The organism is bacterium (assembly GCA_030704665.1).
Taxonomy (GTDB): Bacteria; Patescibacteriota; Microgenomatia; order Woykebacterales; family RBG-16-39-9b; genus JAUYID01.
In genome coordinates this window covers 408,143-420,203 of the sequence record JAUYID010000009.1, presented here as the reverse complement: position 1 = coordinate 420,203, position 12,061 = coordinate 408,143, and the positions used below count along the sequence as shown (strand labels likewise).

Genomic DNA, 12,061 nt, shown 5'->3' with positions numbered 1-12,061 from the left:
TCCTTTCCACCTCCCATCTTACCCTATAGTTGATGCAGTGTGTTAAAATTTAAACACAAAAAGGAACCTAGCGATCGAAAGGAAGGATCAATCGTGACAACCGGTTACAGTCTTGGTTACCTCTTGGACAACCCAGACACCGTTGAGGCCGAGGTGGGAGGTCTTTTTCCCACACTCTCTGGGCAAAGCACCGCACGACTTATCCGCGACATCCGAGTCACAAATCACATCGACGCGGTCAGGGAGGCGGTCGAAAATGACCCCGAGATAGGTGACTTCGTGGTGGCAGAGAATCGAGAAGCCCTGACCCGGGAGATCTTGGCCCTCTACCGAATCGTGGTACGCGAAATGGTGGAAGAAGCCTGGACCAGGGAAGATGGAGCCCCGGCTTTCCAAACCGTCTACACCAACGTCTTCGCTCACTTCCAGCATGTGGCCCAGAACCACCTCGAGAAGGAGTTCGTCGCCGGCTTGATGGAGCCAGTTCGTGAAGCACACCGAAAGTGGATCGAGGAACACCCAAGCTTCGCGCCGGACTGCCACCTTCACATCCGCCCCTGTCAACAGGATCATCGACCTGGTCTCAACCTGAGAGGAGTCCACGTCATCGATCTGGGCGAGCTGACACGGCGCCGCTAGAAGAAGCAGAGATCAAGGGACTCCCGTTTCGCCCACAAACGGGAGTCTCTACCAACATTTTTATTCCACAAGACCCATAGTTGCATCACCCAACCATTTTTAGTAAAATCCATTCTGATCTGCACGATAGTCGTGTCAGAACAAGTTTTTGCGGATAGTCCGCAAGAAAGGGATGAGTCATGGATCAGGAAGAGACAAGGGGCTGTCGTATCACTTTGCCGCTAGGCGAAGTTGATCCGAGCGTTAACAAAGGTGCTCTGGAAGCTGGAACCAAGATCTTCAATCTCTCTGGTCTCAGCAACGAGCTGCACCGCATCAATTTCTACGAGGACCGGTATCCTCCTGCTGAGGCAACGACAGTCTACCAGCTCTACTTCACACTTCTGGGAGGGTCGTTCTGGTTAAAGATCGCTTTCGCCAGCGATTCTAGCTTCTCGTACCTGTTCTCAAGAAGAGAAGGAAGAATTGCCCGGATGGAAAGCGGGATTGAGAATCTACCCTACAACTGGGACGCTCACGTTTCTCTCACACTTCAGACCCTGCGGACCGTTCTTCTCGCCCAAATCTCCGTCAAGGCTGAAGAAGCACGAAAGAAACGTTCCGAGGCTGACAATGTCGAGCAAGAAGCGGTAACCCTGGAATTTCGCGCCAGACAGATCATCGCCCCACCACTTGACGGAGTGCGTTTGGTCGACTAAGCGGAAAAACAAAGAGCAGGGACTCCCGTTGGCGCAACAAACAACGGGAGTTCCCACCCACTACCAGGGAAAGAAAGGGACCCGCAATGCCAAGACCGTATCACTCGGTCAAACGTCTCGAGACTGTTACACGGACGCGTCGTCGTATTCTTGACTCTGCTCTAGCCCTGATCATAGACGAGGGTCTCTGCGCAGCCAACATTCGGACGATCGCCAAAAGTGCCGGTTTCACCCGCCCCACTGTTTACCAGCACTTTCACTCTTTGGAAGCTCTTCTCATCACGATCTTCGAGGATGAAGTCGGGCGAATCAAGGAAGGGGATCTTCATAGCACTGAAACAGCTTCTCTCCACGCTGACCCAGTGGTCGCACTCCGAGAAGTGCTGAAGACTTGGGTCAGAGTCTGGTGCAGATACTACGAGATCATGCGCAGTCTCGAAGGCTTCTTCACTCTGCGGGGCGAGAAGTTCCAGCCGCAAGAAGAGCTCGAGATCCTTCAGCGCCACCAAATCGAAAACTTGGTGAAACGCCTCTCTGCCGGAAAACTGAAGAAGGGAGTCAGCCAAGCCCAAGCGGTTCGGACGCTCTGTCTGCTCTGCAGCTTTGGCACTTTCAACCAACTCTCAAACTTCGCGGCCTTTGACCACCTGCGCAGGGAAACCGAACCCAGCGTCAGGGAGATCGCTGCGACTCTCTTCTCGATTGCCCAAGGCGCTGTCCTGAAAGAGTACTGAAGAGCTCTTCCAGACAGGACCAGGGACTCCCGTTGGCGCAACAAACAACGGGAGTCTCCTCACACCTCAGTTTTTATTCCAATCAAAACAATTTTTAGGATCCCTGGCTTTTCTTGATCTAGCCCTCAAAGAGGCCTACAGCTGCGCAGCAGTTGCGGGACTTTAAAACTTATTCTCTTTCGAAAATCCCAAGTTCGTAGAACGCAAGCTTTTCTTGATAGAGCCCTCAAAGATTAGCCTACAACCACGCAGTGGTTGCGGGACTTTAAAACTCAACTTCTTTTGAAAATCCCAAGATCAAGCAAATAGTCGTCAGACTATGCTTGAACGCAAGACACGCAGTAGCTGATTTCCGGTAGGAAATATCAGCTACGAGTGACTTATAGTATTTGACTTTAGCCTCAATTTTTGCTATAATTTCCGATAACGTTTTGTTCGCCAGTCTATCTGGCTTTCCAGAGGGAGAAGAGACATGATTGACCCGTCCAAGCTTCGGATCAGACGCTCGATCAGCGACGTGACAGCGATGGAGATGGCAACCTACGTACGGGAACACTTTCGCGAGAAGTTTATCGGCAAGCAACCCAGACGTGGTGCCTTCATTGTGCTCGACCCGGCCGGCGAGGTGCTCGTTCAAACTCCAATGGGAGACTGGCAGCCGCGCCACAACGCAACCGCGCACAAGAAAGCTAGGACCGCCCTCTTCCTGCAGGCCAACACCGGCCCGCTGGAACAGAAGATCCGCAACGGGCACGGCAAGGACATCGAGACCACCTTCGAAGGCGGTGTTGCTCTCTTCGCATTGGATGATTGCAGCCCCGAAAGTTTCGTCGGCGTCGCTGCCTTCTCCGGTGTTCCCGATTCAAAGAAGGACGTCGAACTCGTCGTCGAGGCGGCCAACAGTGTCAGACTCTTCGCCCAGTCCTGAGATCCGAACCGCGCGAACAACACGAACAAGGGAAGCCCCAGCAAAGGACTTCCCTTTTTCATTGGCAAATTTTCTCAAATTTTTCACTTTGACAACAACCCAAAAGAAACTTACAATCCAAACCAAACTAAACAAGGAGAGGGTTATGGAAGTTCTGATTGGTCTTACCGTTCCAGCCGCTCTAATTGGCTTTGTTGCCTTTATGATGTGGTTGTTCTGGCACGACTTCGAGATGTACGGTAGTCTGGGAATGACTTTCTTTGGTATTGAACGTCTAGGCGACGGAACCGCCAAAGTTGTTCTGAATGGAAAGGGAGCCTTTCGTTGGGAAGGGGACTACCGCCTCACATTCGAGAACGGCGGGGGAAAAGTAAAGGCAGACTGGTACGGAAAACCGCTTCTTTCAGAAGTGCGACTCCGTGATCTACTGTTTTCGGCTGACCTGGAAACCGACCTAAACAAAGAGTTCTTAATTCCTCGGGAACGCGCCTTACGTCAAATAGGTGCAGTAGCCAAGCTTCTTTTCGAGTCACGTCCTGAAATTACAGAACTCGAAGTCACCGGCCCACTGAAAAGATACACCGGCTACCACATTTGGCGCCGCCCAACCAAAAAACCGGTTGTACGAAAAAAGCCGTGGCCCAAGTATGAGCAAAGTCTCGCACTTCCAACACCACCTCGAGAGCGCCTGCCAGAACCGCGACCTCGTCGGTCCGTACCAAAAAGCCCGGCCCAATCAGCCCTAAGACAGCGGGAAGAAAGTGATCTTCCGCCGCGGTCAGGGATCCGAGTCATCTCGCCGATCTTTTCTTCCGGAAAAGCTCTCTGTCCCAGCTGCAACTCTGAGCTTTCCGAAACAAACAAAGACGGGAAGAGAAGCTTTACGTGTACGAGCGGTCACTACACTTGGACTAGTTGAAAGGAGAGGGATCTAGTCCACCAACCCCAATTTTGTTATTTAAAGTGTTTCTTGATCCAAAGTGAAATTTCTTCGAGACTTGGTTTTTCGTTCTCCACCCAAAGTGTAAAGTCGACCCTTTCTCTTTGTGTTGCTCTTAATTCACCTTTATTTAAAAACAAAAAATATTCCAGTGTTGCTAAAGCTGTTCGTTTATTACCATCAACAAAAGGATGGTTGGAGGATAAAGACTGGATTAGAGCCGCTGCTTTAAGTTCCAAAGAAGGGTAGAGATCTTCACCAGCAAAACTCGCTTGGGGACGACCTAAAGCCGAGGCTAAAAGGCCCCAGTCTCGAACTCCTTGAGAACCGCCTGTCTTTTCAGTAATACGAAAATGCAAAGCAACTACTTCGTCCAAAGAAGGATATTTCATGTTGCTTTATTTGTTGGCTAGCTCTTCAAGTGCTGGGCGGTTGTTTTCGATATACTTATCAACCCATTCAACAAATTCTGGGGTAACTTTTGTTTTTTTGCTAATCGACTGAATATCAAACTCAGCTAAGTCACCAATCTTAAGATTTTTTTCCTCAAGAATATTTTTTGGGATGGTAACTGCAGCCGAATTGCCAACTTTAATAATTTTTTGTCGCATAAAAACTTCCTCCTGTTAGAAAGACGAGTGTAACGTTTACGTTATAACAATGTTCTAACAAAACTGTGGGAAAGTCAACTCACTACCGACGTCAAAAACAGGGGAGGGCACGGTGAAGCTCAGGAAACCGTGCCAACTCACGACTCGATCTGTCTCCTGAGTACAAGGGCGATGGCTGGCTCAAGCAGAAACAAAATCGCCAAGCCAATCAACACTCCGGCTAGATCCGCTCTCACATCTGCCATTTCCGGGCCGTGGTTGGGAACAAAAGACTGAAGCGCCTCAATAGCCGCCCAAACCGCAAATGCGAAAACAGCCGCCGCCAAAATCCTTAGCGTAGTGATGAGCGGGTTGTCCCGGTGGTTCGTTGTTGTTGATAGGCCCAATCCCACCATGACCGTCAGGCTCAAACCGCCCGCGATGTGAGCGAGAGGGTCCAGCTCTGGGCTGATGAACGTCCAGCTGACTGGAACCATCGAGAGTACCACCAAAAGCACAGCTGAGAACACCGACACGACCGTAAAGACAGCCAACATTTTGGTCTTCATCCAAAGCCTCCCCTTTCTTGGGATCCTTCCCTCGAGCTTTTGTTCATTTATACCACTTTTCTCTTTAGCAACCAAGCGAGTAAATATTTGCCTGTTGTGCCCAAAAATGCTAAGATCCACTTCGAAAAGAACGGAAGAGTGAAGTGAAGGAGAGCTGATCATGAACGGCAAACGCCTACCACAAGTCCAGCCGATGCGGGAAATTGGCTACGAAGTCTTGGCCGCTTTCAAGCTCGGGCCACTAACCACTTCAATGGTTTGTCAGATCCTACCAACCCAAACGCAAGGGCGGGTAAAGATCTATCTGCGCACTTGCCAAAAGCATGTGCGCGTGCTCACCGCTGCAGGATTACTCCAAGAGCGCTTTCCCTCAGCAGTCGTTGGTGGAAACATGAAGTTTCTCCACGAACTCACTTCTGAAGGAGAGAAGAGACTCAAAGAACAGGACGAGGCGCAGAGACTTCGACGCCAAAAGCGCCGGTACGAGCAGACGGAATTGCTCCGCGGCCCAACAGACCTCAAGGTGAAAGCCTTGAAACGCGTCTTGAAGAAGCGTCTGCGCCGTATCGAAGCTGGGGTATTTTGGGAAGACGGACTCGACTCGATGATTCTCTACTTCGAGATCGACGGGCAGCGTTTTGGTGTCAGAGACGAGGATATTGAGGCCCTCATCGTGGTCATGGAGAATTCCGACAAACTAGAGTTTCTCGAGGAGCTATTTGGCCAATTCGACGAACTCTTTCCGTCACTTCGACACGAACACGGCTCTCAGTCTCCAGGCGAAGAGTCTGGCCCGACCGCTGAGGCAGAGGTCGACCCTGAACTACAGCGCGAAGAAGATCTACCCCTGACTCTATCAAGAGAAAGAGATCAGGCTGACTCCGACCCGGCCGAAGACGAAGGGCTCAGTCCACTTGGTGAAACCTTGCTGGAAGCTTTGCGGGAAGTGCATGTAGAGGCTGCGAACGAAAGTGAGACCGCAAGCACTGAGGAAAATAGTCTCGTCGATTTCCGCCTCCAGATCAAGAGCAACAGTGGCAAACCCATCGATCTTACGATCGTAGACGATACCATCGGAGCACACCCTGCAGTCCGTGACCTTGCATTAGTGGACTACGACGGTTTCAAAGCTGTCCTCAAAGTTTGGATCGATGATAAGGTGACGGGGCCATCCGAGGTTGCCCCTGCTATTGCTCTCGCTGAAGCTCTGGCTGAGAACCTGCGTCCCAACCAGATAACCGTCACTGTAGTACCTGTGGGAGAAGAGCATCCGAACTTCGACCCGCCCACAGACAGTCGAAGCGAATAGCCCTGCAGACAAGCAGGTAGGAAAAGGAAAGGAAGAAAACCGGATGAACTTGATTCTCGGTCTTTGGGTACAACTGACACTCTTCGGTCAGAAACTGAAGAGGGAAGGTGGTCAAGAGCTTGCCGAGTACGGTCTGATCATAGCAGTTGTCGCCGTCGCCGTCGTCGTGGCAGCAGTCGTCGCCTTCCGAGAACCAATCGCTGATCTCCTCTTCGACTGGTAAACCGGTAATTTGGAAGAAAGGTGCGGGCAGGGGAGAGACAATCATTTTTTAACCCCTGCCCACCGCCTTTATTATTTTAATCAAAATTTCCCCACAAACTGTATAATGAGCAAGAACAATTCAATAACCAAGGAGGGTCGATCACATGAAAACCTGGTTCAAGGAATGGATTGAGTGGGCGAAAGAAGTGCCTCTTTTCATCTGGAGCACCTTTCTAAGTTTAATCCTCATGTATGCTCTAACCCTAAGCTGGTCCTTCTTCGTCAACTGGACCGGACCGGCAGCCACAGGGGCAATTCTGCTACTGTTCTTGGCTTGCTGGCTGCCAACGGCTTTGGTCTTCGGCTACCTGAAAATCCGCGGTGAGAGCAAAGGAAACGGCCAATGCAAGGATCTCTGACCAAGAAACAGGCGGTAGATCGAGAACTGTTGAAGGGCTGCAGTGCCGTAGCGGCGCTATTACTACTTGTAGTTCAGTTTGCCGCTATCCGCCTCGCGGACACAGACCTGACGGTTCGGATCCTTGTCCCCTTGACCATTGCCTGCGCTCCGATAGTGCTCTGGATTTACCGCGATCGCCTCGGAGTAGTGGTTATGTTTGTGGGTTTGGCTACGAATCTTTCCGTGATACTCGCCAACGGTGGGCTCATGCCGGTAGAAAGACCCGTCCTAGCTAGAGCGATCAACTCAGATTACGCTCTAAACTATGAAGCTGGGGCGTGGGCGCCGCAAACAAAAAACGTTGTCGTCGAAGAGGGTGAGGGCAACCTTACTGCGCTAAGAGATCAAATCGTCATCAAACTAATTCGTGGTGGTGTGATAGCCAGTCCCGGAGATATCGTAGTCCTTTCCGGACTCCTCCTTCTCGTCACCGAAGAAGTTTGGAGAGGAAAGAAGAGAGAAAAGAGGCGGGGTAAATCCAAGTAGTGGAGTCCAAACCACTCACCCCGCCACCACCTCTTTGACAAACGATCAACCTCAGCTTAAAATCACAAACAACAACTCAATACTCACAAAGGAGACTGATAATGGTTGCCACCACCAACTCTTGGAAGCCGTTGGCTTTTCCCAATCTGCGAGTTCAAGCCGCTTTAGAAAAGGTCGAGAAGTGGGCTGAAAAAGCCGGGATCTCCAAGGTACAAGCTCAGAAGATCGCTCAAGCGACAATCGAGTTTCTCGACGAGGGAGCGGAACGCGGCTTTGCCTGTCCCAGCTGCGGCGTGTTTTGCGGAGAAAAAAAGAAAGTCACCTGCAAAACTCACGGACGTGTTCCAAACGCCATCCAACCGCTCTTCATCAAGTTCGAACCTGTCAAAAGCGGGAGATAAGTCATGAAGCGCCGCTGGACTGACATCGAGATCTTCGTCGTTGCCGTAGTCTTGAGCTCTACCATTGCCATGATAACCTCGGTGTTCTTCGACGTGACCTCACTGAGCAGGTTTGAGGCTTTCATCGCTACCTGGCTACCGCTCATTCCTGTCACACTCGGCCTACTCTACGTGGTTGAACGCAAGCACCGCCGAGAATTCAAGAAGAGACGCTTCCGTGTGCACCGCCCAAGCTGGTGGGACAACGACTCAGCTAGCTGACAAGTGCTCCAAAGGACGGGTGATCAATTTGGTAGTTGGGGGAGAGATCATTCGTCTTTGACTTTATCCTCATCCGAACGTACAATTTTCTTTAATGGCCATTCTTTTTGCCTTTCTTGCTTTCTTTGGCTGGGGAGTGGGGGACATCTTTGGGGCGGTCGCCACCCGCAAAATCGGACCCTACTCAACTACGATCTGGTTTATTGTCTTCCAGTTTCTTCTCTTTATCGTTTTTGCTCCTTTTTTTCTTTCTGATTTAAAAAACTTAACTTTTGCGCTTTTGCTTCTGAATCTGGCTCTCGGCCTCGTCGCCGCCGCCGCTTCAACTACTTTTTATGAAGCGATGAAAGAAGGGAGCGCTTCTTTGGCTGGAACCCTGGTTGGCTCCTTTGCAGCTCTGACAGTCATCCTCTCTTTAATTTTCCTCGGTGAGAAGATTAACCAGCCGCAAAGTCTCTCGATTATCATTATCTTTGCCGGGATCGTGATTTCATCTCTGGATTTCCAGGATTTAAAAGCTCAAAAACTTCTTTCCTCTCGCTCGGTTCTTTTTGCTCTTGTCTCCATGGTGTGTTGGGGAGTCTATTGGGCTTTTTTGAAAATTCCGGTCCAAGAGCTCGGCTGGTACTGGCCGATTGTTCTCTCCCAGCTCATGTATGTCTTTGTTTACTTTTTTATGAGAGTAAGAAGAATCAAGCTGGTTAAACCCACTTTTCAGGGAATTTTGCCAGTTTTAATTTTGAATTCTTTGATTCTTGGCATTGGTTCTTTTAGTTATAACCTCGGTATTGAAAGGGGACTGGTAGCGGTTGTTGCTCCGATTGCTGGAGCCTACAGCGCTCTCTTCGCAGTTTTAGCTTATTTTGTCTTTCGTGATCCTCTGCGAAAAAAAGAGATCTTTGGTATTGTGATCACTCTTTTTGGTATCGTTCTCCTTTCAATCTTCAGTGCCTAACCACCGACGAAGTGTTATAATGACCTATAACAATGTTAGTTAAGGAGGGGATTTGAAGAAGGAATACCGCCTCGGTCTGAGCGTGACCCTGTTGGTGGGACTGACCTTGATGTTGGTCTTGCTAGTGACTTCGCCAACAGACGACCTTATCCCTGAGACAAGTCCAACTGTCCAGCAAACAGCAACACCCAGTCTAGAGTAAGGAGGGAGAAATTTGTTCAACTCCGGCAAAGACCTACTAAGACTCTGGTTAACCATCTTGGTTCTGACCCTCTCACCAGTCTATGTCGGTGGGCGAGTGCTTTACGACGGGGTGATGCACCGTGATTGCAACCGTGAACTTGGGGCCAATTCTCCAAAACGAACCGAGGGTTATGTGCCGGTTTACGGGGAAGAAGGCTGTATCATCGGTTTTGTCAAATGAGAAGAACTCAAAGGAGGGAGATCTTTTCATCTTCCAATTACTTATTTTTAATAATGATAGTCGTCATCCTCGTGAAAACGAGGATCTAGAAGCTTTGTCACTATTGGCTGCAAGGGTGATAGAAGGAAAAGAGATTCTTCATTACATTCAGAATGACAAAAAGATCCTGACTTAGAGAGGATAAACTAGGCGAGGGTAGCCGTGGGTAGTGGTAATTGTTCCCACGGCTACCGACCTGTCTCCTCTGCCTCATCCAACCGCTGTGATTGCGAGCTCCCTTTCCTGTGCTTCTCTTCGTTCGTTTTGTCCCGAGAGTAGCTGAACCAGCTGTTCAATGTGCAGTTCGGCTTGGATACGACTCTCGGAGGACAGAGAGCGTAGAATTTCGTCGATCTTCTCCTCTGCGAAACGCCCCTGCTCCTGAACAACCAAGGCTTCGGTTAATTCTGCCACAACTACCGTTGCCCGGACGCGCTCCTTCGCAGGAAGATAACGCTTGAGATGCAAAAGCACCCTCTCGAAGTGGTTGAGCGCTTTACGAATCGCCTTGATAGGACTGCTGATCGAGAAAGGGGAGTCGGCAGCCCCCAATGTCCCATCGTCAAACCGATCCTCAACAGTGGTGAAGTATTGGATGACCAAGTGATAACTAGCAACGAAATTTCGCGCCACCACTTGACGGTAATTTCGTTGTCGTTTGGTCTGCTCTTCAGTCTCCTCGTCGAACAGACCTACTTGCCCAGAGTGTTTGTTCAGCAGGTAGGCATCGACTAGATCTCTGAAGTCAACAACCCGTCGATGAACGCCATTCACGATGGCATGAGTCGCCCAACGGTGTAGAGAGTCTTCTGATTCACCGTCTTCGTTGAGTCTTGCCAGCTGCAAGGCGATCCCGTAGGAAATCGTTCCGGCTGCTGTCGCAATCTTGATCGATTCCGGCAGAGCAAAGTAGGCAACTGCAGCGCTGACCTTACCTACACCCATACCAATCTCACGGGCCAAAGCAGAAGGACTTATCTCCGGCATCCTCTGCTTGAGTAGGGCATAGGTCTCACCTATGGCGATCGCCTCCTCATGCGGTGCTACTCTCTCGTGCGTGTTCTCGGCTAGTTGCCGATAGAGTGCCTGTAGCGGAGGAATGTTTCGGGCGAGCCTGACTTCAATTTTTCCAGTCCGAAAGTGCTTCCTAAAGCACTTGCCTGGTGTGATTCGCCCTTTTTCACGACAAACCATACAGCCCTCAAACCAAAGGTAGCTGAAGGCTCGATAACGCCGTTCGCCAGCAACCAAGACGTAGTAACGTTCCCCCTCTGCTGTCTGGGTACTAGTCAATTGGTCTATGTCGTAGTCAGAGTGCCAAATATCGTTGATTGCAGACAAGTAGCGTTCGCAATAGCCTCGGTCGAATTCAGCTACAATCACCGGGTGAAGTAGCTGGTGAGCAGCGAGGTCCTCAGCCAGAAGCGCAATGTTCTCGAAAGTCTTCCTCGGCTGGGCCAGGACATTGATGTTCGACAACTCCAGGCTACTGGGTTGGAAATTGTATTCGTAGTTACCATCGTCAAGAAGCTCGGCCAAGTTTAATGACGAGGCTTTCCTTTTCGCCGCGGCTATGCCAGAGTTACCCATACTCCCTCCTTAAATGGGTACAGAACGTTACGGGTTGGTAACGTGCGACTTTCTAGCTTGATTATCCCGGTGGGGAATTGGAAAAATCAACCGCTTGTTTGCCGGTAATTTTTTGTGTTATTGTCTTTATAATCAGTCAAAAATTTTTCCACTTCTGAACCTATTTCCCTTTAGTGTTACAATCATTTTATGAAATTTAATGTCCCTCTGGTTCGACAAGAAAAGGGTTCTGAAGATTGTGGTCTAGCAGTACTAAATATGCTGACTAGATACTATAAATTGCCAACCACTTTTTCAGATTTAAAAAGGTCCATTCGAGTTTTCAAAAACGGTACTTATTGCGCTCAACTTGGCTCTCATTTAATTAAGCTTGGTTTTAAGGTCGAAATGGTTACTTTCAACCCCGCTCTTTACACTCTAAAAGATGTTGATCTGAGTAAAGATCAAATACGCAAAAGATTAGAAGAGATGCTTTTAAAGAAGAAGAAAAGACAAGAGAAAGCCTCGCTAAAATTTACCCTCAAATTTCTCGAAGAGGGTGGGAAAGTCACCGTTCGAGTCCCCACAGTCGAAGATATACGAGCAGAATTGGAAAAGGCTCAACCGCCAATTGCACTTCTAACTTCCCAGTTTCTCACTTCAGAAAAACCAAGATTCAATTTTCATTTTAACGTAGTCACTGGAATAGACGAAACACATATCTACGTCAACGACCCCCTTTGGGATAAAAGGGGAGGAGAACACAAATATTTAATTTCTGACTTCATCTTTGGGATGTATGCCACTACTTACAGCGATTTGGAAGACCCTTGCTTGATTAAAATTAGACGATAA

Annotated in this window: 18 protein-coding genes; 14 read left to right on the top strand and 4 right to left on the bottom strand. The window is 49.5% G+C overall.

Annotation, left to right across the window (positions count from 1 at the left end):
* Positions 1-93: 93 nt before the first annotated feature.
* From Q8P13_02390 to Q8P13_02370, 5 genes are all read left to right on the top strand, one after another.
* Entirely contained in the window at positions 94-639 is a 546-nt protein-coding gene (locus tag Q8P13_02390) for a hypothetical protein (protein ID MDP2671289.1), read from the top strand.
* 179 nt (positions 640-818) lie between these two features.
* Positions 819-1,337 carry a hypothetical protein gene (locus Q8P13_02385; GenBank protein ID MDP2671288.1) on the top strand — a complete coding sequence of 173 codons (519 nt, stop codon included), beginning with the start codon at positions 819-821 and terminating at the stop codon, positions 1,335-1,337.
* An 86-nt stretch (positions 1,338-1,423) separates the two neighbouring features.
* Complete coding sequence (locus Q8P13_02380; protein ID MDP2671287.1) at positions 1,424-2,071, top strand: TetR/AcrR family transcriptional regulator; 648 nt, start codon at positions 1,424-1,426, stop codon at positions 2,069-2,071.
* 472 nt (positions 2,072-2,543) lie between these two features.
* The gene (locus tag Q8P13_02375) at positions 2,544-2,999 is read left to right on the top strand and encodes a heme-binding protein (protein MDP2671286.1); all 456 of its coding nucleotides are present in this window, start codon (positions 2,544-2,546) and stop codon (positions 2,997-2,999) included.
* A gap of 145 nt (positions 3,000-3,144) precedes the next feature.
* Complete coding sequence (locus Q8P13_02370) at positions 3,145-3,918, top strand: hypothetical protein (protein MDP2671285.1); 774 nt, start codon at positions 3,145-3,147, stop codon at positions 3,916-3,918.
* 35 nt (positions 3,919-3,953) lie between these two features.
* Here Q8P13_02370 and Q8P13_02365 read toward each other — a convergent pair whose 3' ends face one another.
* The 3 genes from Q8P13_02365 to Q8P13_02355 all read right to left on the bottom strand — a co-directional run bounded on the left by Q8P13_02365 (position 3,954) and on the right by Q8P13_02355 (position 5,098).
* Entirely contained in the window at positions 3,954-4,331 is a 378-nt protein-coding gene (locus Q8P13_02365; protein ID MDP2671284.1) for a type II toxin-antitoxin system death-on-curing family toxin, read from the bottom strand.
* 6 nt (positions 4,332-4,337) lie between these two features.
* On the bottom strand, positions 4,338-4,550 hold the full coding sequence (locus Q8P13_02360) for a hypothetical protein (GenBank protein ID MDP2671283.1): 213 nt from the start codon (positions 4,548-4,550) through the stop codon (positions 4,338-4,340).
* Positions 4,551-4,687: 137 nt separating this feature from the next.
* The gene (locus Q8P13_02355; GenBank protein ID MDP2671282.1) at positions 4,688-5,098 is read right to left on the bottom strand and encodes a VanZ family protein; all 411 of its coding nucleotides are present in this window, start codon (positions 5,096-5,098) and stop codon (positions 4,688-4,690) included.
* Positions 5,099-5,258: 160 nt separating this feature from the next.
* Between Q8P13_02355 and Q8P13_02350 the strand changes: the two genes are divergently transcribed.
* From Q8P13_02350 to Q8P13_02315, 8 genes are all read left to right on the top strand, one after another.
* Positions 5,259-6,407 carry a hypothetical protein gene (locus Q8P13_02350; protein ID MDP2671281.1) on the top strand — a complete coding sequence of 383 codons (1,149 nt, stop codon included), beginning with the start codon at positions 5,259-5,261 and terminating at the stop codon, positions 6,405-6,407.
* 43 nt (positions 6,408-6,450) lie between these two features.
* Entirely contained in the window at positions 6,451-6,630 is a 180-nt protein-coding gene (locus Q8P13_02345; protein MDP2671280.1) for a hypothetical protein, read from the top strand.
* Positions 6,631-6,775: 145 nt separating this feature from the next.
* Complete coding sequence (locus tag Q8P13_02340) at positions 6,776-7,030, top strand: hypothetical protein (protein MDP2671279.1); 255 nt, start codon at positions 6,776-6,778, stop codon at positions 7,028-7,030.
* A complete protein-coding gene (locus Q8P13_02335; GenBank protein ID MDP2671278.1) occupies positions 7,015-7,557 on the top strand; it encodes a DUF5317 family protein in 543 nt (180 codons plus the stop codon). Before Q8P13_02340 ends, Q8P13_02335 begins: the two co-directional genes overlap by 16 nt.
* A gap of 101 nt (positions 7,558-7,658) precedes the next feature.
* Positions 7,659-7,958 carry a hypothetical protein gene (locus Q8P13_02330; GenBank protein ID MDP2671277.1) on the top strand — a complete coding sequence of 100 codons (300 nt, stop codon included), beginning with the start codon at positions 7,659-7,661 and terminating at the stop codon, positions 7,956-7,958.
* Between the two features lie 69 nt (positions 7,959-8,027).
* A complete protein-coding gene (locus Q8P13_02325) occupies positions 8,028-8,219 on the top strand; it encodes a hypothetical protein (GenBank protein MDP2671276.1) in 192 nt (63 codons plus the stop codon).
* Positions 8,220-8,313: 94 nt separating this feature from the next.
* Positions 8,314-9,174, top strand: a complete 861-nt coding sequence (locus Q8P13_02320) for a DMT family transporter (protein MDP2671275.1) — start codon at positions 8,314-8,316, stop codon at positions 9,172-9,174.
* 214 nt (positions 9,175-9,388) lie between these two features.
* Positions 9,389-9,598, top strand: a complete 210-nt coding sequence (locus Q8P13_02315) for a hypothetical protein (protein MDP2671274.1) — start codon at positions 9,389-9,391, stop codon at positions 9,596-9,598.
* A 249-nt stretch (positions 9,599-9,847) separates the two neighbouring features.
* Here Q8P13_02315 and Q8P13_02310 read toward each other — a convergent pair whose 3' ends face one another.
* Complete coding sequence (locus Q8P13_02310; protein ID MDP2671273.1) at positions 9,848-11,227, bottom strand: hypothetical protein; 1,380 nt, start codon at positions 11,225-11,227, stop codon at positions 9,848-9,850.
* A 189-nt stretch (positions 11,228-11,416) separates the two neighbouring features.
* Here Q8P13_02310 and Q8P13_02305 point away from each other — a divergent pair, with 189 nt between their 5' ends.
* A complete protein-coding gene (locus Q8P13_02305) occupies positions 11,417-12,061 on the top strand; it encodes a peptidase C39 family protein (protein ID MDP2671272.1) in 645 nt (214 codons plus the stop codon).

Bases quoted from the DNA above. Each gene is read 5' to 3' on its own strand.
- Q8P13_02335 (MDP2671278.1), top strand. From the start codon at position 7,015: ATGCAAGGATCTCTGACCAAGAAACAGGCGGTAGATCGAGAACTGTTG.
- Q8P13_02380 (MDP2671287.1), top strand. From the start codon at position 1,424: ATGCCAAGACCGTATCACTCGGTCAAACGTCTCGAGACTGTTACACGG.
- Q8P13_02360 (MDP2671283.1), bottom strand. From the start codon at position 4,550: ATGCGACAAAAAATTATTAAAGTTGGCAATTCGGCTGCAGTTACCATC.
- Q8P13_02365 (MDP2671284.1), bottom strand. From the start codon at position 4,331: ATGAAATATCCTTCTTTGGACGAAGTAGTTGCTTTGCATTTTCGTATT.
- Q8P13_02345 (MDP2671280.1), top strand. From the start codon at position 6,451: ATGAACTTGATTCTCGGTCTTTGGGTACAACTGACACTCTTCGGTCAG.
- Q8P13_02330 (MDP2671277.1), top strand. From the start codon at position 7,659: ATGGTTGCCACCACCAACTCTTGGAAGCCGTTGGCTTTTCCCAATCTG.
- Q8P13_02375 (MDP2671286.1), top strand. From the start codon at position 2,544: ATGATTGACCCGTCCAAGCTTCGGATCAGACGCTCGATCAGCGACGTG.
- Q8P13_02385 (MDP2671288.1), top strand. From the start codon at position 819: ATGGATCAGGAAGAGACAAGGGGCTGTCGTATCACTTTGCCGCTAGGC.
- Q8P13_02370 (MDP2671285.1), top strand. From the start codon at position 3,145: ATGGAAGTTCTGATTGGTCTTACCGTTCCAGCCGCTCTAATTGGCTTT.
- Q8P13_02320 (MDP2671275.1), top strand. From the start codon at position 8,314: ATGGCCATTCTTTTTGCCTTTCTTGCTTTCTTTGGCTGGGGAGTGGGG.
- Q8P13_02305 (MDP2671272.1), top strand. From the start codon at position 11,417: ATGAAATTTAATGTCCCTCTGGTTCGACAAGAAAAGGGTTCTGAAGAT.
- Q8P13_02340 (MDP2671279.1), top strand. From the start codon at position 6,776: ATGAAAACCTGGTTCAAGGAATGGATTGAGTGGGCGAAAGAAGTGCCT.
- Q8P13_02325 (MDP2671276.1), top strand. From the start codon at position 8,028: ATGATAACCTCGGTGTTCTTCGACGTGACCTCACTGAGCAGGTTTGAG.
- Q8P13_02310 (MDP2671273.1), bottom strand. From the start codon at position 11,227: ATGGGTAACTCTGGCATAGCCGCGGCGAAAAGGAAAGCCTCGTCATTA.
- Q8P13_02350 (MDP2671281.1), top strand. From the start codon at position 5,259: ATGAACGGCAAACGCCTACCACAAGTCCAGCCGATGCGGGAAATTGGC.
- Q8P13_02355 (MDP2671282.1), bottom strand. From the start codon at position 5,098: ATGAAGACCAAAATGTTGGCTGTCTTTACGGTCGTGTCGGTGTTCTCA.